We start from the raw sequence: 19,871 nt of genomic DNA, 5'->3' as shown, positions 1-19,871 counted from the left end.
GATCGAGACAAGGTAAGCTTTGTCAAACCTGCCACAGATCCGCATTTTATTTAATTGAGCAATGTATTAATGCCCTTTTCACCACGGTAAATGATGCGGTCGTTACCGCGGTAGGCACCGAAGGTGACGACGGCAGACGGGTTTTCGTCACCAAGCTGGCGCCAGTTGTACAACAGCCAAGGCTGACTTGAGTGGCTACCGATACAACTGATCGCCTTATTCACTTGTTTAATGTTATTGGGCTTATTGGCGGTCAACCGTTGCCAAAAACGGACCTGCTCACGGTAGCCCTCGACAGGCTTGCCTTCCCGCAGGTGGGGAACAGCCACAAACTGGCCTGACTGGGTATCGCCATTACGTACTTCCCCGCGACCTTGGGTGTAAGAATTGCTGCTTTCTCCCTGCTCAAGCTTATCTGCCGAATTCGTGATGATCTGCTTGCAGGAATATCGCCCGTCATACTCGGATACCGAATCCTCGTTGTTGACCACGAACTCGATGCCGCTCCAGAATTCGACACGTAAAGGGATCACAATGTTGCTATCAGCAGGGCCCGCAGCATCCTCCATCACCATCCGGCCATAGCGAATATCCGGCTTGGATTGCCAAACCTGACCAATATGGGTTTCAGCCGTTTCAACCTGCTTTAGCTTGCTCTCACCGCTATAGCTGGTGTAATCCCAATCTAGCGGATCAGCGTTGTTCTTAATAAACAGCCCCATCCGGGTATTATCCGAGTCAAAAGGCCCGTCTTCACGGCTATACCGCGTCGCACTGCTCCGGTTAGTGTTGTTATAGTAATTACGGACAAAGGTAAAATTCGGTTCGCTAATGCTCATCTGTGCCGTATTTGCCTGCTTATCTCCACCTTTATTCCAAGCAGCTCCCGACCATGACCAGGTATAGGGAACACCTTTTCGAGAGAAGTATTCCACTCTCTTTGCAAGTGAATTGACAACGGTTTCTGGCTTGGTGTTATCGACCACCATCAACTCTAAACCTGTCTTGTACTTATCTGCAAAGAAGCCATAGTTCTTGGTCGGATTTTTCGCTGCGTTTTGCGCCTCAACGATGAAATCGAAATTCAAGTTCTGATCCATATAGACAAAACCGCTTTGTCCCAGTGGGTAATCAATACTGTCTGAGGCAAGTTTGAGATACTTAGGGTAGAAACGGCCTACCGGGCGGTAGCCTTGATTAATATCCATCCCCAGGTAGTTACTGGAAGTATCAGCCGCAAGCATGATACTCCCCGCTTCACTCCAGTACAGAGAAAATGGAGCATTACCAATAGCACTATGGGCCTGACTCAATGTTCCTCCAAGCTCTCCTGCTACCGCTCCTTTTTTATCCGGCGTCTCTAGTTTATGGGACAAAGCAACCACAGCTGCTGGTCCCTGGTTATGATAAAAGTTCCGTGTCACTGTCCGACTGCACATCCCAGAACTATCAACATCAGGTTGCTTGCCAGAGGCAGCAACAGGATCACCGTTGTGCCAGATAACCGGTTTGACTAGGGTCTTGAACTCACTACCTGCAGCAACAAAACCAACTCCGCGATCTGACTTGCCTGACGCACTTTCAATATTGCTGACTCCAGACTGGCACAGGGCAAAAGTGTATGGCCGTGACCACACCGATTGCTTACCTTCCAGGCGTTCCCAGTCACCCAAGCTAGATTTCGCTTGGCGATAACCTTTTGGTAAGAGCTCACAGCCCTTATCTAGCGTGCATTCCGGATCATGAAAGTTCAGATCAATCATCCCTGCCTCTAGATAGCGCAGTACCGACCGGGCTACCCCCTTGTCAAAGTTCAGAGTAATTTTACTGTCCTGCCAGTCTTTATCCGCTATTGGCTTACATTGTGAATTAAGGACACCATTTTCAGGCTGGCACTTGGCCAGCTCAACACCATGAGACTTATTGCCATGAGCAGGTGCGATATAAGCCGTTGACAGGTTGAGGGTACGCTTGCCAGTGTATCCTACGGCCACATCGGTGCGATTCTCATTGCGGCATGACTTGGCGGTAATCGTGATATCACGCGGCTTACCCGCCACCACTTTTAGCGCGCTGTTAGCAATTTCAAACTTAAATGGTGCAAAGCTGAAACTGGCACTCGCCGGATCTGCATCGTCATCAAGGATCTCCCCCCTGACGGCTACCTTGCCGACATAGTCACTTTTTAGCCAAAGCTTCACCTTACCAGCGACGGGTGTTGCCTCATACGCAACACTGGCATCATACCCTTGACCGCTACCATTGCTGCTTGTGAACCATTTAGCCTGCCCTCGTTTTGTCAGATCTGTGGTGATTCGTACTTTACCATCGAAACTATCAGCTACACTGCCATCATTAGTGATCGTAAATTCGATCTCCTGCAAATCGCAGGTTAATGAAAAGTCAGCTTTCGGCGTCACCTCAATATCATAATCTTCTATCGGCGAGAAGCAGGCACTTTCACCATTAATCAATGAATTGTTATGGAGGTGAAGATCTTTGGCTGTGATTGCACCGAAATACTCAACGCCATTACTCAGGTCAACATTCCTCTCACTATAAATCAGGCCACGAAACTTCGAATTATTACTTAACATCACCTGAGGGTGGATCCTACCGCCTACCGGCTCATCATGAACATAAATCACCAGATTATCGACAGCAGAGCCCTCTGCCACCCCAAATCGGCTGTTGTTGTTCAAAGCAATCGCCTTGGTATGAATGACAACTTTTTCTCCTTTTGGAATAAATACATTGCCATTGATATCCATACTGTCATTCCAGTATTCCCCTGATGTCAGTCTCAGCGTAGCTCCTTTTTTGACAAAAACAGGGCCAAGGATACCGTGAGAGCCCTGGGTAAATGTTGTGTCTTGCATGACATCAGTACCGGCCGAAGGAAGCTTGACAAAAGTTCCCAGCTCAGCCCTGTCAACCATCAGTCCATGCTCCGTATTACATCGCTTGTCATCACACCCGGTAGGCAAACCCTGCCCGCTCAAATTGGCAAAACCGACAACCCGCTTGCCACCGATACTACGGGTGCCTTTTATTTGGGCATGATTGCTAATAATTAGCTTTTCACTCGAATTGTTCTTCCATGTCTGGGCTGGGCCCGGGAATACATCACAATATGCTCCCTGCTTGCTACCTTCAAAAATAAACACACCTGCTAGCTCAGAGGCGTGTTTGCGTTCGCTGTCTTGGTCAAAGTCTTCTTCTACCTGAACGGTCACTCTGTCTTTATTTAGCTTACAGCGGCGGATCCAACCACCGTTGGGACCTGAGCGGGAGTTCTTTCCTACCAAAATAACAGGTGCCGAAGGAAAATCTTCGACAAACTCCAAGTCATTATGTTGACAGGCAATCGTGACTGGCTTTACAAGCCTGTCTTGAACGCTATTGCCTAGCTCTGCATTACCGTTATCAGGATCTTTGTGTGTATTTTTAGTTTGAATACTCCCCATCCAGAACTTCTTGCCACTAATAAAACCGCTACCTTCAGCAGCGATATAAGCAACGGTTTCTTTCATTTTAGGTACAGGTATATTCCTATGGTTACTCTGCCTGCCTTTCTTATATTTAGTCGGCCTATGAACCTCGGAAATATCCAGAGCCAAACGCATTTTGCTATGTTTACGGCCTTCAACATCCCACCCTAACGATGTCAGCCAAACAGGCTCACCGGCTTTATAGTAATGATCTTTCCCATCTTGATATTTATTATTTGTCGTTTGAATCTGGGTCAGAATTCCTGGCGTTTTATCAAAATGCAGTCCATATCCAATTTCTGGCAAATGTGTATTAAATTCATTATCCCAACCAGACTTTATTTTCTGCCAGTTCACCCGCCCCCAAACATACTCGTTGGTTGAAATATCTCCTGCAACTATTTTCCCTCCGTTAGGAAGTTTGATCGTGCCTTTCTCTATCGCTAAATAGTGAAATTCTGTCATTGGCTTAGGTTTGATTTGTTTAAGCAGTGGCTCTTTATAACTATCAGACGCTAATTTGCTATACGGTGCAGCAAACTGCCTAAACGTTGCTTTCTTCAATCCCACATCCATAATACGGATTGCGGATGGGGCACTTCGCCAATCCCCTTTACCATTGTCTCCGGTTCCAATAGTCGGCATAACAAAAACATATGGTTTAGAATCAAATTCAGTATCAAATTTAATTTCACAGACTTGATTTAGGCAATTGTCATAGTTCAGCTTACCAAACTCAAACTGAGGTGAAGCCATGCTATGTGTACTAAATAAAAATGAAATCAACAGCAAAGAAATAGGTATTGCTTTAGTCATTATTTAAATCCTTCGCCCATATTTCCTGAACGCGGGTTGTTTTGAATTTTCCGGTCCCGCAAGTTGCCGTACTTTCTAACTGATATTTATATGAAGCTGGCGTACTAGAGCCATACTTATGGCGGGTGCAAATTACTGTTACTTCCTGGCACTGGAACAGCTTTGCATCTAACGTGTATTTCTTAAGATCGCGCTTTGGCTCTGAACACACAGCCGGATCAGATTTTTCCACTCCAAGCGGAAACAGTTTGCTCAGTAGATACTCATTGCCCGAATGGGCCGCAAACCAGGCCCGGGTGGCAAAGACTTCACGCGAGGTCGTTTCTTGGTTCGACCAATCCACCCGGATCATTGCAGCGGCGAAAGCTGCCATCACGGTGATCACAAAGATTGAGGTTATTAGTGCGCTACCACGTTGTTTTCTATAAGACATTCAACACCTGCACACTGTGGTTGTAAGTGGTTACTTCGTCACTATTTGAGCTCTTTGCTGATAGGGAAATATGTACCATACCGTTACTGTTGATACCGGCCCCCTCCGAGGTAAACTCAGCGCCTACGATATTCTCCGCAATGGCATTCTGCATCGAAGGCAGTGCATCATCGACCAGCCGATACAGTTTATCGCCTTGCTGGCAATAGCTGACTTTCTCGCTATAGGCATAGAGACGGGAGGCAGGCGATGCGGTGGTAATGCTTCTAGCCAAGGTGGCAAGCAACACATCATCTGCTTCAGTAATAACTTGAATAGGATTTTTGGCGTTATATTGCTGCTGAGAGCCAAAACCAACCGCCATCGCCATACCATCATCAACAGTGATGGCCTTCCAGCGCTCTTCTGCCCCAGTTGCAATAAAACCCATAGAGTTACCGCTTGGCTTATCCAGGTAAAAACCTGATAGCCGAACCGGGTAAAATGAAAGACAGCGATTGTTAGCAATCACTTCAGCCCTGACACTGTTGGGCGCCGCATGCCGAATTTCCCGGGTCATTTTTTCAATGGCAAAACGGGCCAGGCCCTGGGTTTGCTCACGCTGGATTGTACTGGTATATCCCTGAGCCCCCAGCTGCAAATAGCTACCGATAGCCAGCGAGATGATCCCGAGGATAACCAGCGCAATCACCATTTCCAGCAAGGTGAAGCCCTTCGAAGCATAATTTTGAGGGAGCATCAGTAATTACTCCGGTAGGCAACAAACTTATATTCGCCATAACGGTTGGCGTTGACCAAGGTTTCAATGCGTTTGTGCAGGTTGCGGCTTACAAGTTCTCCGTCAGGGCTGCCATAGGCCACATCAACTATCACCGTCATATTGAAATACTTATCTGTTTGCTCGCTATCGGGTTCAATCAAATTCTCAATAAGCCCGCGCCACGGGTAATCGGTACTGCCATAGCGCTCCCGGCATAATTTACGCTCCCCCCAACAGCCGTGAAAATCATCGACATCGTTGGCAACGGCCACATCTAGGCGCTTTACCCGAGAATCATCAATTGGATCAATGACAGTAATGTATTCTTGCAGCTTGTCCTCGGGCCAACTTTTATTGGTCTTATTCGGTTGGGTACAAGCCTGGGCTCCTTCTTCGCCACAACGTAGTCTGCTGTCATTGTTTGGATCAGAGTGCTCATCAAATTTACGGGACAGGATCTCATTGAGAAAAGCATTGCCAATAGCGGCCGACCGAGCCTGGTAATGGGGCACGGCAGAGCGCTCTACCTGGGGAAACAGGAAGCTGGTCAGGGTTACCATCGCAATACCTAGAATCACAATAGTGATAATGCCTTCAATCAAGGTAAAGCCAGCTTGCCTAGTGCCTTGTTTTGCGCGCGGAAACTTAGCAGCCTGCATAAATGTAGCCTTCCTGATTAATACACATGGCGGTTTTCTCATCGGCTCCGGTGCTGAAGATAACCTTACAACCTGAGCTGCTTTGGCAAACATATACACGCTCTTCCTTCTCTCCCGTTCCGCTGAAATAAAACGGCTGGCCGAGCATATCGAAATGCAGGCTTTCGACATCCAGCCCTTCGGTGGATAAGCTCAGGTTATTATCAGCCGCAGTTAGCGCAGGTGCCATTCCCGACAACACGGTATTGCAGTTCGGGCTGCCCAAATAGCCCGGTGATATTTGCAGGGAATAGCAAATGGCATTGGCATTGGCATCAGTAGCTGAAGCAATCGGATGATTCATCGCCATAACTTGCACTTGCCTAGCAATAGAAATAGCCTGGTCACGATTTAGATGGGCGTCGAAACTGCTGCGCCCCATGATCTTCGAAGCAGCAGTGACACTGATAATGCCCACCAGCATTATCACCACGATAACTTCAATTAAGGTAAAACCACGTTGAGTGATGGGCATAGTTCACCCTGAGAATATATGAATTGGAATGGGTTGGATCTATTTAATAAAGGCGTAGAAAAATAACACCTTTATTAAATAGAGCTCCGAAGAGCTCTAATTTAAAAAGACTTATTCATTATTACAGCCATTGCCCACTACAACTTCCGTTTTAGCTTCAGTTGTTTCGTCAGCCTGCTTATACAGAACATAACAGCCTGCAGTTGCACGACCTTTAAAGGTATAGGCAATTTCACCTTCTTTTAGTGCATCACCGGTAACGGCAAGATTCTCATTCGTTGTAATGGCATCCCAATCATCCGATACGAATGCTTTACCAATACCTTCAGATGTTGCTGTCGGATAACCAAAGGTAATCTTAACATCACCAGCCTCTGGCTTTTTACCTTCACCGGCTTCTGCTGCATCTACTCGCTCAAGGCCGTCGATAGCAGCCTTTCCGAATACAATACCGCCAGCACCATCAATCGCACCTTTCAGACCTTGCAATGCTGAATTACGCGCATCGTCCTGCAGGTTCAAAAAGCGTGGCGCCGCTGTTACGGCCAGAATACCCAGAATAACAATGACCACAACCATTTCAATTAGCGTAAAGCCGCCTTGACGTTTCATAACTTTCTCCTATTTATATATTTATTAATTAGTTAACTAAATGTACTTCAACCTGGCCTTTGGCTGGTTTGTAACTGAAATAATGGCCACTATCTGGGTCAATATTTGTACCTGTACTGTTACTCTTAGCTGAAGCAAGCTGATAATAAGTACACTCTTTGTTATTTCCGTTTTGAGAAACCTTAGCTAAATACTGAAAATCATCGGAATTAACGCTGTTCTCTTTATCCGTAATTTGAGGCGGATTCTGCATCAAATTATCAAACAACCCCTTGCAAGTCGCATTGCTGATTTCACCAATGCTTGCATTATTCTTTTCTCCAAAACGGATAGGATAGCCGTCTCTTACAGTGCTACCGTTGGCAACCGAAAGCATAAAAATATCGCCATCGTAGTTAACCTTGTGATCGCCACCGCTTGTTGTTGGTCGCCCTTCAGCTTCCCATTGCGCGCGTGCTGATAGCACCGCTGTCGCAAAGCCACCCGCGACGCCTTCAATAGACGCTTTTTTTGCTTCATCGGTAACGTTGATAAACCGTGGTAGGGCTGCCACTGCCAGCAGACCAACAACGATGATCACAATCACCAACTCAACCAGGGAGAAACCTGCTTGTTTTTTCATTTTGATGTAACCCTTTTTGTCAAATCACCGTCACCGCTATCGGGGACGCGTCAAAAAACCATCGATCCGTATTGTCTCATTTTCATAAAATAATGCCAGCCACTTTCCGTCACTAATTTGATAAAAACACAAACCGTAATCCATTGATTTAAATTCACTTTTATTCACCAAATCAATGTATGATACAGGCCTTAACCGTGACGACAATAAACCCCATATTTTTTTACAATTTAGTTGGTTGTTTTCAACAATAATCGGCCATCCAGAACGGGTGAAAGAATAACTAAGCCCATCCTTGATTGATTGCTCGGGCTTATTACTCAACTCCCACTCTTGGCGTAGCGTAGTAGCACTTTTAGTCAGGGTATGAACTAACATTCTTAGTTGTGTTTGTTCGGCCTTTTCGTTCACTTGATGCCATTGAATGACCAAAGCAGTAATAATAGAAAAAATGACCACTAAGCGAATAAAGTAATAGACACGCTTTTTCTGCAGCTGGTTAAACGCCTCTAGCCACATCAAGCAGACTCCACATTGGAAGGAAAATACCCAGTGCCAGGATCAACACCATGATTGCCACGATAAACAGCAAGATCGGCTCAATGCGTGCCGTCAGGGTCTTGAGATCATAATCCACTTCGCGGTCATAAAAATCAGAAACCTCGAGCAATAGATTATCGACCTGGCCCGTTTCTTCACCCACCGCGATCATCTGCAGCACCAACGGCGTAAACACCCCTGACTGGCTGGCGGTACTGGCTATCGTGTTACCGCCCTCAATGCCGTTTTTCATTTCAATGAGGCGATTTTCCAGGAAGCGGTTACCCAGGGCTTCTGCCGCCATCTGGATCGCCTGGTTGAGCGGCACCCCAGCACGGATCATCAGCGAGAAGGTTCGTGAGAAGCGCGATAGCTGCGCCCGATTAACAATGTCGCCGACGATTGGCAGTTTTAGACGCCAACGATCCCACTTCTCATTGCCTTGCGCTGTCTGGCGCCAAACATTGAGGCAGATCCAGCTGACAACCAGGCCACCGAGCATCAGCGGCCAGTAGCTAACAAAAAAGTTAGACATAGCGATCAAAATCCTGGTCGGCAGAGGCAAGTCCACCCCAAAGCGGCTAAACATCGAGGTAAACTGCGGGATCACCTTGACGTTCAGTACCACCATGGCAAGCATGATGGCAGACAGCACGAAGGTCGGATATCGCATTGCCGATTTTATCCGGCGGCGGGTTTCCATCTCCTGCTCGTAATAGCTGGCTAGCTGCAGCAATGAGTCATCCAGCCGGCCGGTATTTTCACCGACATGGATCATCGAGACGAACAGCTCTTCAAATACCCGCGGGTGCTGTTTCATTGCCACCGATAACGGGCGGCCGTTGGTCAGCTCGTCTGATACCGACTCCAGGGTTTCTTGCATCAATGGATGGGCGGCACTCTGGCTCAGGCCTTTGATCGCCCGCAATAGTGGCACCCCAGCCTTGGTCAGGCTGTAAAGCTGGCGACAAAAAATCACCAGCACCTCCATAGGAATACGGCTTTTGAACAGTGACTGCAGATCAAGCCCCTGCCCCTTGGCTTTTCCCTGGCGGATTTCCAGCGGGATGATCCCCTGGCGCATCAGCAGATCGGCGGCCGCATCTTGGCTGGCAGCTTCGATTTGCCCGCGTTTGAGATCGCCCTGGCTGCTACGGCCACGATAGTTAAATACCGGCATAACTCACTCCTACCGCGAGATCACAGCACTTGACTGCCATTAACATCACCTTCGCCCAGCAGCAATACTTCTTCCAGGCTGGTACGGCCTTCAAGTGCCAGCTCCATCGCTGACTCAATCAGCGGCTTGTAGCCTTCTGATATTCTTGCGATTTGGCTAAATAGCACCGCATTATTGGCCCGCAGCGCATCCATCATCGGCTGATCCATCTCGAGCAGCTCGAACACCCCGACCCGTCCTTTGTACCCGGTAAAGTTACAGCTCTGGCAGCCCCTGCCACGATGGAAATCATAATGCTGGTAGTGCGGGAAACGCGCCTTTAGCCACTGCTGTGTTGCGCCATCAAGATCATCGCTTTCAACACAATCGCTGCACACCCGGCGAACCAACCGCTGCGCCAATACCGCACGCACCGCACTGGCAACCAGGTAGCCCGGCGCTTCCATATCCATCATCCGCAATGCACTGTCGATGGCATCGTTAGTATGCAAAGTCGACAGCACCAGGTGGCCGGTCAGCGCCGAACGCAGGCCAATTTCCACGGTTTCCTGATCGCGCATTTCACCGACCAGAATGATATCGGGATCCTGACGCAAGAAGGTTCGCAGGATTGACGAGAATGTCAGGCCAATTTTGCTGTTTACCTGCACCTGGTTAACACGGGGCAAGCGGTATTCCACCGGATCTTCGGCAGTGATCAGCTTTTTGCCCGGCTTGTTTAGCTCGCTCAATGCACCGTACAAAGTGGTGGTTTTACCGGAGCCTGTCGGGCCGGTAACCAGGATCATCCCATGCGGGCGCTTGAGCTGGCGGCGAAAACGCTGCAGCAGATCAGCAGGCATGCCGATCTCTTCTAAGCTCAGGATCCCCGCCGACTGGTCAAGCAAACGCATCACCACGGATTCCCCGTGCTGAACTGGCATGGTCGAGACACGGACATCAACCGAATGGCCGCGTACCTTGACGTTGAAACGGCCATCTTGCGGCAGGCGCTTTTCAGAAATATCGAGCCCGCTCATTAGCTTCAGGCGCAATACCAAGGCTGATGACACACTGGCTTCATTGAGCAGGGTCTCATGCAGTACGCCATCAATACGCTGGCGAATACGCAGCACATCGGTATCCGGCTCGATATGGATATCGGAAGCGCCAACCTGAATCGCATCTTCAAACAAGGAGTTGATCAGTTTGACGACCGTGACTTCTTCGTTTTCAGAGTCGTCAAACCCAAAGCTATAGTCCGATCCACCCTGGTGCTCGGCCTGAAGCTGCTCGGCGAACGAGACAATTTCCTGGGTCCGGCGGTAATAACGGTCAAAAGCGGCAATCAACTGGCGCTCAGGGGCAATCACCAGCTCGACACGGTACTGGGCCAGCTGATCATAGACGGCTTCCTGAGCTGCTAAGTCTGCCGGATCACTCATGGCGACCCGCACGGTATCACCACGGGAACCAATGACCAGTGCGCGCAGGCGACGGGCATGGACTTCAGAGAGCTGGGAAACCGACTCGACATCAACCGAGACCCGGGTAAGATCCACCAGTGGAATATCTAGCTGGCGGGACAAGAATGACAGCATCTGCTGCTCACTCAGAAACCCCATACTGATCAGGGTATCACCCAGCTTACGGCCTGTTGTCTGTTGCTTGCCCAGCGCCTGCTCGAGTTGTTCCTGTGCAACAATGCCTTCTTCAACCAGCAAGTCACCAAGACGCTTTCTTAACCGGATCTGCATAGTGCCTAGCCCTCCCGAGCGTCAAGCACCGCCAGGCGCTGTTGGATAAACTGCTGTGACTGCTGGGAAACCCGCCCCATCAGCAATGCCTGCTTATAAGCATCGCGAGCTTTTTCGAGCGCTTCGCTACGCTCCAGGGCAATACCTAGCCCCATCCACCAGCGGCCGTCATAAGGCTGCTCTTTTACCAGCTGCCTATAGCTGCTCATTGCCAGTTCATTATTCTTGAGCTGTTGGGCCAGAGCCCCGCGCATGGCCAGGTAACCACTGTGGCTTTGCTCGGGCAGGCGGCTCAACACATTAAGGGCAGCCTGTTGCTGCGACTCATTAACCAGCAGCTTGGCCATGGTCAGACGCAGATCCGGCTGTTCACCGTCCAGGGCTAATCCCTCTTGCAGGGTAGCAATCGCCTTACGGTTATCTCCCCGCCCGTAATACAGGGCCGACAGTTTCTGCCTTGCCTTGATCCATTCCGGCTGGTACTTCAGCGCTTTCTCAAGGTAGCCAATCGCTTTGCGGCTATCGCCAGACTTCAGGGCTTTTTGTGCCTTCTTGTACTCGACATTGGCAAGCTGCCCGGCATCAAGCTCAACGGTTTCAATCATGAGTCCTTCAGCCTGTTCTTCTTCAGGGAATTCAACAGGCTGGCTCGCTACAACGTTTGCCGATGGTATTTTTTCTTCGGCCGCTTTAGGCTTAGATACAACCTTTGGCGCCTCTTTCACCTTGACCACCTTGACGGGCAGCTGTTTAGCCTCCGTTTTTGGCGGCGCTATTGGCTTGATAACAGGCTTGGCTGATAACGGTTTTACTTCCGGGGTTGGTAAAGGTTTTACAACCTCAGACCGCGAGCCTGCTGGCGCTATCTCCGAAGCTGAGGCCTCTCGTTGAGGTTGCAGTTTTGGCTCGGGTTCAGGTTCTCGCTCTGGCTTAACCGCAGCCTTCGCCACAGGCAATGGTGCTTCTGCCGGGCTCGTTGCCTGGCTTTGAGAGCCAAACCACCATCCAGCACCACCCGCCATTACCGCTATACATACGCCAGCAACCATCCACAGCGGCCCATTATTCTTCGGTACAGGTTTCACCTTTACTGCCTTCAGCGGCATTGCCGTTGGTGAATGGCTAGCATTGTTCTGGCTCAATGCATTGAGCTTTTTATTAATCTCACTCATGCTACTGCCATCCCCACAGTACTGGGTATGTCCACTTGGGCTGGCGTGCCCCTAATGTATCTTTAATTGCCATCAAGACTTCTTTGCGACCTACTAATTGAGTGTTGCTGCTACATGCTGCGATAAATGCTTTATGACAAAGCTGGTTGATAAGCCGAGGTATTCCCTGGCTGGCTTTCCAAATTTCACGGTACTGACTAAGTTCGAACAAGACTCGCTCGCAGCCAGCGCTGCCCAGGCGAAATTCGATATAGGAAATAGTCTCTGCCAGATCCAACGGGCGCAGGTTAGCCCGGAACGTGATCCGTTGCTGAAACTGGCGCATATGGTGCTGGCCCAGCCGCTGATCGAGCTCAGGCTGGCCTAGTAAGACGATGTGTAGCAGTTTCTCGTGTTCTGTTTCCAAATTACCGAGCAGCCGGATCACTTCCAGCGCATCGTCGGGTAGTGCCTGCGCTTCATCGAGCAGTACTACTACTGACTTTCCTTGCGCTTTACGCGCAATCAATGCTTGCTGAAGCTGCGCAGTCAGGGTGGTATTGTCACCCTCGGCCTGAATATTCAGCTCTCTGGCCAGGGCAAGCCGTAGTTCATGGCCACTGGCCGCCGGTGTCGGCAGGTAGGCCAGCTCGAAGTGTGCTGGCAGCTGATTAATCAACATCCGGCACACCAGTGTTTTGCCCGTACCGACCTCACCAGAGATCTGGATAATGCCTTCACCCATTTCCAATGCCGCTAAGGTAGTCTGGATTGCTTCCAGATGCGGCGGCAGTGCGTGAAATAACATTGTGTTCGGCGTCAGTGAAAAAGGTAGCTCACCAAAACCAAAATGCGACTGGTACATGGCTTATCCCTCTTCAGGGAACCATTCGGTCACCAAGGCCCGGGAACGCTCAATTTCCTTCTGCCAGGTCTGTTCGCTGACTACGGTTGGTTTTAGTAAGATCACCAGCTCGGTTTTGGTCTGGATCTGGTTAACGTTACGGAACAAGTGGCCCAGCATTGGGATATCACCCAACAATGGCACTTTCGATACCTGATCACTGGTCGCCGATTTCATCAGGCCGCCAATCACCACCACATCACCCGTACGGGCATGGATCACCGAGTCCGATTCACGTACCGAGCTTTTTGCCAATGGCAGCTTGTAGGTACCGAAGGTTTCGCCCAGCTCAATGGCTTTAACCTCTGTCACCACATCAACAACGGCCGGATGGACATGCAGCAGCACACCACCTTCATCATCAATTTGCGGTGTCACATCAAGTGAAATACCGGAGAAAAATGGCGTCAGTTCAATATCTGGCGATGCCGTACCGCCATCGCTGTTCACTTCACCACCGGAGATGTCAGTGACAAAATACTGATCCCCACCGACTTTAATCACGGCTTTCTGGTTGTTAGCCGCGGTGACACGAGGGCTGGACAGTACGTTCAAGTCACCCTGGGTATCTAAAAAGCTCAGTACGGCCTCAAAGTTACCGTCGGAGATAGTGACATTGGTTTGGCCGCCAAGCAGGGCCGCAATCGGATCGCTGCCCGGCAATGTCTCACTGACGCTAGTTCGGCCAAATACAATATCGGTGCCGCCAATACTCTTGGTGATATTTTTCCAGTTGATCCCCTGCTGGTAACCATCGCTCAGGGTCACTTCCATGATTTTCGCTTCAAGCACCACCTGGCGTTTCAGGCGCTGCTGCGAAACGCCAAGGAATTCTTTCACTTCACGCAGCTCATTGGGGAAAGCACGTACTGAAATCAGGCTGGCCTGTGGCGAAACGACAATGCTACGTCCCTGCCCGTTACCAATCATCGCCTGGACGGCTTTTTCCAGCTGCTGCCAGAAATCACTTTCAGTGGTTGTTTCAATCGTAGTACCACCCGTGGCAGTGCTTGAACTGTTTTTGCTATTGCCCGAGCTACTGTCATTATTGCTGCTATCACTACTACTGCTAGACGAGCCCGAGTCGCTGCTCGTGATCGAGCCGGTTGTTAGCGAAGTCAGCGACACACCACGGCGTTTTAGCTGCAGGTAATCAACCGGGATCACTTCAGTGCGTAGTGTCGCCGGGAATATCTGGATAATATTGCCCTTGCGGGTGGTGTTGTAGCCGTAAATATCGGATACGACCTCCAATACCTCATCCAAGGTCACGTCACGCAGGGTCAGGGAAATGCGCCCTTTGACCTCAGGGTGGATAACCATATTGAAAGGCGTACCTTTCACCAGGCTACCGAAGAAAGTACGGGCATCCACATTCCGGGCATTAACCCGAAAACGCTTTTCCAGCGCGGTATTGGATACATAATCACTGCCATCCAACACTGGCATCAGATCAGAGCTTACAGCCGACGGCAAATCAGCCAGTGGCCGGCTATTGGCTTCGTTGGCCGCCTCATTCAGCGCCCCTTTGACTTCAACAGGATCCCGGTGCCCCATATTGGTTGAACAACCAACCAAAGACACCATGATGACCGCGACAATTAATCCACGCATGTTAACCACTTCATTCATTAATTTGTTTTCACAATGTCGGCAAATAGCTCCAAACGCCATTTCTTACCGCCGCGTGTAACTGTGACATGATCATCCTGAATGTCGGTTAGGGTATAGCCGCTGACTCGTCCCCCGCGCTCAACGGGCACATTATTCAAAATTACCGTACAGGCACTGAGCTCATCACAAACAATGCCCTGTAGTTGAGGAAGGCGGACTCTCGTCGTCGTGTGCTTTTTAGTCGGTGCCTGCCAACCTAATGGCGCCGTCGGATCCTGGCTGGCCTGGGCAACGCTGGCCAGTACGCCCAGCATGGCAACCGCAATAAAACCTGACTTAACCACCAATAAAATCCTTACTCTCACCTAATGTATAAACATCCAACTGAATATCGGCCCAAGGGTATTTATCAACCTGGTAGCTCAGGCTGCGCCAGTAGTATTTCACTGGTAATGCTTCAAGCTGGCTCAAATAACTGACGACATCAAAATAGCGCCCACGCAATGTTAGGCGAACCGGATGAATGTAATACCCTTCATCTTCACCGTTTATCAGCTGTACCGGAGACTGTGATTCAAGCGAAACCAGCTTCAGCCGTTCTGAGCGCTGCAGCACTTGCTCCATCAGCCCCGACATCTGCATAGGTGTCACCAGACTAGCCACCCGCCCCTGTAGCTCTTGGTCGAGTGCTGAATTTTCCTGTTCAAGCCCGCCAATCTTGCGCTCAACATCTTGGTTCGGATCAGCCTTTAGTTTGCGATCTATCAGGGTGATCTGATTGCTGCTGCTGGTGATCTCATTGACCACAGACACGACTTGTCGCTTGGCCGATGTCAGCGCTTTCATTTGCGGTTCGATAAATACCATAAAGCCAACAAACAATAGGGCAATCCAACCTGAGATCAGGATCAGCCATTTCTCGCGACGGGTCAGCAAATCAAACTGATCGCTGAGCTTCTGCCAACCATTCATGATTTATCCTCTTTCGCGGAAAGTGCAGAGCTCACCGGTATGGCGGAGTTACGTTCAGCCAGCAACTTAAACGTTACAATATTTTGTTTATTGCGCCCCAGGGACATTAACTGAAAGCGGCGGTCAGACAGATCAGGGTAATTTTTAAATGCCTGTATCCAGCTAGGCACCGACTCTGGACTACGGGCCAGCCCTTCTAAGTCCAATTGCTTGCCCGTTACCCGAATACGGCTGAGGGAAATATCCCCGCTTGCCGCATCCGACAATTGCTGCAACATACCGGCATAGCCCACCTTCAGGCTATCGTCATGCATCTCAATCGCTTTCAATGTGGCCTGTTTGGCCGCTAGGTGCTGCTCTAGGTCGCCTGCCAACTCTAGCTTCAATGAGCTTGGCATATGCTTAGCCAAGGATGCCTTGGCCCGTTCAAGTTCTGTTTTTTTGCTCTCAAGGCGGCTTTTCTCAGCCGCCAGCTGCTGCTGCTTCTGATAGTTCTGCCAGCTGTACCAGCCTGCCATCGAGCCCATTACAACCACCGCCAGTACCCAGCTAAGCACGACATTCTGCAACGTCAGTAATTGGGTTTTCGGCTTTAAGGCATCACTATAAAGATTAATGCCGGCACTCTCAGGTTCAGCCAGAGCGGCCTGGGCGATACGAGCGCCATTATTAGCTAGCGCCGGATCTTCTGGTGTCACAGCAGCAACGGAAACATTAAGGCGCTGGCTCAGTTCAGCCGCCAAGCTGCTGTCATCGTCATCATCACAGGAAATCAGTAGCTGGGTGATAGGCGTATCCCGCAGCTGGGCGCTGAGGAAGTCCAGCGAGCGTTGCAGCTCAAGAGCCAAACTATCAAGCTGCAGGCTATTACCGATCTCTCCTGGTGTTTGCTCATCAAGCAAAGGCGTCGGAAAGCCACGTAACTGGCGCTGAAAACACATTTTCTGCTGCTTGAATGCTGTTAGCTGCAGGCTGGCATTGCGGCGCCGGTGCAAAACAAGCTGGCTAAGAGAGGAAGCCGTTAGCTGCCCCCATACCACTTCCTCGGCAGAAATAGACAGCAGCTCGCATCCGGCATCAGCACAGATCCGGATCAGTTGCTCAACCTGCTTTCGGTTAGTAACAATAACCTGCAAACGGTCTTTTAAAGGTGCAGGAAAGCCATCCGCAACTAATTCAAGCGGCGACTCATTAACCAATTCTTTGACCAGAAATGGCAGTGCTGTCGGATATTCTTCACGAGGCAGCGAAGGCTTCTCGATAAGCATGCTCTGGTATAAGCCATGACCAAGCACCAGGCGTAGTGTACAACCGCCCAGCTGGTGCTTATCGAGCAGGGATTTTATTCCCCCGGCCCATTCACCAACGGTCGAAATGGCAACGTCATCCGCCACCCATCCCGAGTCGGATCTATAAACAAGTGTGATGGAATCAGTAAAAATTGCCAGACTGGCGGACTTGTTGCAGCTTTTCTTCTTAAAGCGATTAACAAACAAAAACTTAGACTTCATAAAACCCCAGCGCCGCTCACAAAACATACAGGTTTTGCAACTGGAAAACGCTAACAACTAGCTGCCGTCAATAATTTGACCATTATAACGGGGTTTTATGAAGAACACAGTGTTTTTTTGCTTATCGACGTTATTTTCTAAAGAAAGATTTGCCTATTTTATTTTTTTCTTCTGAATCATTCAGCAAGGAAATCTCAGGAGCAAAATATCGTCCCTGTCCCCCTTGGACCCCCAGCTGCTTTAACACCCGCCATTCCTTTTCATTTTCTACCCCAACCGCAATGACCTGGGCATCGGTATCAGCACAGGCTCCCAGCATACTTCTAACAAACAGCTGATTTTCTTGGCGTTGGTTGATTTCACGGACCAGGCCGCGGTGCAGCTTGATGTAGTCGGCCTTAATATCCTTGATATAGTGAGTACTAACAATAGTTCGGCCAGCCTGGTCGACACCCAGTTTACAGCCCAGGCCAATAATCATCCGTACTACTGGGCGCATCGCATCGAGGTGTTTCACCAGCCCACCTTCTGCAATTTCAAATGACAGGCGGTTCAGTACCGTACGTGGTGTTTGCAGCAGTTCGTCACGCAACCAACGCACAAACTCTTTCTCCAGTAGCGACTCAACACTGATATTTACCGACAGCGAGCCATTCACAGGACGGCCTTTTAACTGCTGAAGCGCCTGGGTGATGACCTGTTTATCCATCCGGGCACTAAACCCGACCTGTTCAACGGCAGCCAAAAAGCGAGAAGCTTTAATCAGCACGCCATTTTCATCCTTGATACGTGCCAGCAACTCGCGATGAATAATCGTTTCATCATCCAGCGCTAAGACTGGTTGCTGGTAAAGGATCGGACCACCACTGTTAAACACCGCATCCAACAGGGTACGCCAGCGTACACTGCCACGAGCATCTTCGTACTGCTGTTCCTTTTGGAAGGCATACCAACTGTTGGTACCCTGAAGCTGGGCGCTGCGCAGTGCCATATCTGCCTCATCCATGATCCGGCCACGACGTTCACCGCTGGAGCAGAATGTCACACCAATATGGCACCAGTTATCAGGCTGTAATGGCGTCGCAGGTACCAGCCTTTCCAGCGCTTTTAGTAGCTGGCTGGTAAATTGTTTGACCTCTTTGGCCGATTGCTGGGATAGCAGGATGGCAAATTCGGCATCGAAATAGCGAGAAAGCACCGTGTCAGGATAACGCTGGATCTGGTTAGACAGGATCATGCCGACATCTTGGATCAGCTCATCGGCAATATCTTTGCCTTTGTTTGCCAGTAGCTCGTCCCAGTCTGAAATTCGGATCAGGATCACCGCACCATGCGTTTCCTGATCCTGCACCATCGACTGCAGACGGCTGTCAAACAGCACCCGGTTAGCTGCCCCGGTCAGTTGGTCAAGAAAGGTATGGGTACGAATAAAGGTATCAAAGCGGCTTCGCTCCTGGCGGGCATCTTTGAGCTCGGCAATCATCTGATCCAGCGCCAGGCTGGCCGTGGCCGGCCACTCTTGTTCATCTCCCACCGCATTGTCATCGACTTTTCCGGCGAGGATCAGCCGCCCGCGATGCTCAAGCAGCTCTGAGCCGTAGAGCTGCTGGCGCAACCAGTTCACGCCCCATACCAGCCCCATAATAATGATCACAATGGCAATACTGATCGATGACATCGCACCGATTGAATAAGTAAACTCCGTATAGGGCGGGATCGATTTTAAATTAATATAGAAACCAGGGTTATGGCTCAGTGTATAGTGGCTCTGGTGCAAAATGTTCGGGTCATTAACGGGTTGAAGCCCTTTGAAGGCATAAATAACCCCCGCCGAGCTTCCCACCTCCAGCTCAACAACATTACTGGCTTTCAGTAGCTTAGGTAGCCATCGAGATAAAGACTGTGCCCCTTGTGGATCCGCTAGCTCCAGGTCAATCACCTCAACAACGCCATCAAGATAATGGGTCAGGTAATCTTGCCCCAGCTTACGAAAACTGACAGCTCCGCCGATGAAAATAACAAAGATGGCACAAATAACGATGAGCGTAACAAAGGCAACCAAGCGGTTGGTTAGTCTCATCCCTGAGGCTTTTCTCATAAGGATCCAATTTTAGCTAAATGAATGTAGTCCACACTGACTCGTCGCCGAGCCAATCTAAGCAATAGAGCACAATGGCCAAGTTTGCAAAATATCACTCAGCCAAGCTGTTGTGTTAGTACTCAAGTCGACAATTTAACAATTTGTTAATTAAGGCCAAACAGATCCCAAATCTTTTCGTTGCCTATCGATCAGATCATCGCCCTGTTTGTTATTATCACCTTACTGGTTTCAGTAACAGCCTGAGGGTAATAGAAA

At 49.7% G+C, this 19,871-nt stretch carries 17 protein-coding genes; all 17 read right to left on the bottom strand.

Features of this window, described 5'->3' with window-relative positions:
- Positions 1 to 50: 50 nt before the first annotated feature.
- On the bottom strand, positions 51 to 4,307 hold the full coding sequence (locus AC51G0_RS01820; protein WP_496300437.1) for a DUF6701 domain-containing protein: 4,257 nt from the start codon (positions 4,305 to 4,307) through the stop codon (positions 51 to 53).
- Positions 4,300 to 4,740: a hypothetical protein gene (locus AC51G0_RS01815; protein ID WP_496300436.1), complete on the bottom strand. Its 441-nt coding sequence runs from the start codon at positions 4,738 to 4,740 to the stop codon at positions 4,300 to 4,302. The genes AC51G0_RS01820 and AC51G0_RS01815 overlap by 8 nt, the downstream gene beginning before the upstream one ends.
- The gene (locus AC51G0_RS01810; RefSeq protein WP_496300435.1) at positions 4,730 to 5,479 is read right to left on the bottom strand and encodes a PulJ/GspJ family protein; all 750 of its coding nucleotides are present in this window, start codon (positions 5,477 to 5,479) and stop codon (positions 4,730 to 4,732) included. The genes AC51G0_RS01815 and AC51G0_RS01810 overlap by 11 nt, the downstream gene beginning before the upstream one ends.
- Entirely contained in the window at positions 5,479 to 6,159 is a 681-nt protein-coding gene (locus AC51G0_RS01805) for a type IV pilus modification PilV family protein (protein WP_496300434.1), read from the bottom strand. The genes AC51G0_RS01810 and AC51G0_RS01805 overlap by 1 nt, the downstream gene beginning before the upstream one ends.
- Positions 6,146 to 6,673 carry a type II secretion system protein gene (locus tag AC51G0_RS01800; protein WP_496300433.1) on the bottom strand — a complete coding sequence of 176 codons (528 nt, stop codon included), beginning with the start codon at positions 6,671 to 6,673 and terminating at the stop codon, positions 6,146 to 6,148. Before AC51G0_RS01800 ends, AC51G0_RS01805 begins: the two co-directional genes overlap by 14 nt.
- Before the next feature lie 111 nt (positions 6,674 to 6,784).
- Positions 6,785 to 7,285 (bottom strand): type II secretion system protein, encoded by a 501-nt coding sequence (locus tag AC51G0_RS01795; protein WP_496300432.1) that lies wholly within the window; start codon positions 7,283 to 7,285, stop codon positions 6,785 to 6,787.
- A gap of 28 nt (positions 7,286 to 7,313) precedes the next feature.
- A complete protein-coding gene (locus AC51G0_RS01790) occupies positions 7,314 to 7,907 on the bottom strand; it encodes a prepilin-type N-terminal cleavage/methylation domain-containing protein (RefSeq protein ID WP_496300431.1) in 594 nt (197 codons plus the stop codon).
- Between the two features lie 36 nt (positions 7,908 to 7,943).
- A complete protein-coding gene (locus tag AC51G0_RS01785; RefSeq protein ID WP_496300430.1) occupies positions 7,944 to 8,426 on the bottom strand; it encodes a hypothetical protein in 483 nt (160 codons plus the stop codon).
- On the bottom strand, positions 8,407 to 9,627 hold the full coding sequence (locus AC51G0_RS01780) for a type II secretion system F family protein (RefSeq protein WP_496300429.1): 1,221 nt from the start codon (positions 9,625 to 9,627) through the stop codon (positions 8,407 to 8,409). Before AC51G0_RS01780 ends, AC51G0_RS01785 begins: the two co-directional genes overlap by 20 nt.
- 20 nt (positions 9,628 to 9,647) lie before the next feature.
- Positions 9,648 to 11,363: a GspE/PulE family protein gene (locus tag AC51G0_RS01775; RefSeq protein ID WP_496300428.1), complete on the bottom strand. Its 1,716-nt coding sequence runs from the start codon at positions 11,361 to 11,363 to the stop codon at positions 9,648 to 9,650.
- A 5-nt stretch (positions 11,364 to 11,368) separates the two neighbouring features.
- Positions 11,369 to 12,535 carry a tetratricopeptide repeat protein gene (locus AC51G0_RS01770; RefSeq protein WP_496300427.1) on the bottom strand — a complete coding sequence of 389 codons (1,167 nt, stop codon included), beginning with the start codon at positions 12,533 to 12,535 and terminating at the stop codon, positions 11,369 to 11,371.
- A gap of 1 nt (position 12,536) precedes the next feature.
- Positions 12,537 to 13,379 carry an ExeA family protein gene (locus tag AC51G0_RS01765; RefSeq protein ID WP_496300426.1) on the bottom strand — a complete coding sequence of 281 codons (843 nt, stop codon included), beginning with the start codon at positions 13,377 to 13,379 and terminating at the stop codon, positions 12,537 to 12,539.
- 3 nt (positions 13,380 to 13,382) lie between these two features.
- Positions 13,383 to 15,032, bottom strand: a complete 1,650-nt coding sequence (gene mshL / locus AC51G0_RS01760) for a pilus (MSHA type) biogenesis protein MshL (RefSeq protein ID WP_496300425.1) — start codon at positions 15,030 to 15,032, stop codon at positions 13,383 to 13,385.
- A gap of 17 nt (positions 15,033 to 15,049) precedes the next feature.
- Positions 15,050 to 15,376, bottom strand: a complete 327-nt coding sequence (locus AC51G0_RS01755; RefSeq protein ID WP_496300424.1) for an MSHA biogenesis protein MshK — start codon at positions 15,374 to 15,376, stop codon at positions 15,050 to 15,052.
- Positions 15,369 to 16,004 (bottom strand): MSHA biogenesis protein MshJ, encoded by a 636-nt coding sequence (locus tag AC51G0_RS01750; protein WP_496300423.1) that lies wholly within the window; start codon positions 16,002 to 16,004, stop codon positions 15,369 to 15,371. The genes AC51G0_RS01755 and AC51G0_RS01750 overlap by 8 nt, the downstream gene beginning before the upstream one ends.
- On the bottom strand, positions 16,001 to 17,515 hold the full coding sequence (locus tag AC51G0_RS01745) for a PilN domain-containing protein (protein ID WP_496300422.1): 1,515 nt from the start codon (positions 17,513 to 17,515) through the stop codon (positions 16,001 to 16,003). The genes AC51G0_RS01750 and AC51G0_RS01745 overlap by 4 nt, the downstream gene beginning before the upstream one ends.
- 130 nt (positions 17,516 to 17,645) lie before the next feature.
- Positions 17,646 to 19,613, bottom strand: a complete 1,968-nt coding sequence (gene csrD / locus AC51G0_RS01740; protein WP_496300421.1) for an RNase E specificity factor CsrD — start codon at positions 19,611 to 19,613, stop codon at positions 17,646 to 17,648.
- Between the last annotated feature and the right edge of the window lie 258 nt (positions 19,614 to 19,871).

It is taken from the genome of Photobacterium sp. HL06 (assembly GCF_059552575.1).
This window is presented reverse-complemented; position numbering and strand designations above follow the sequence as displayed.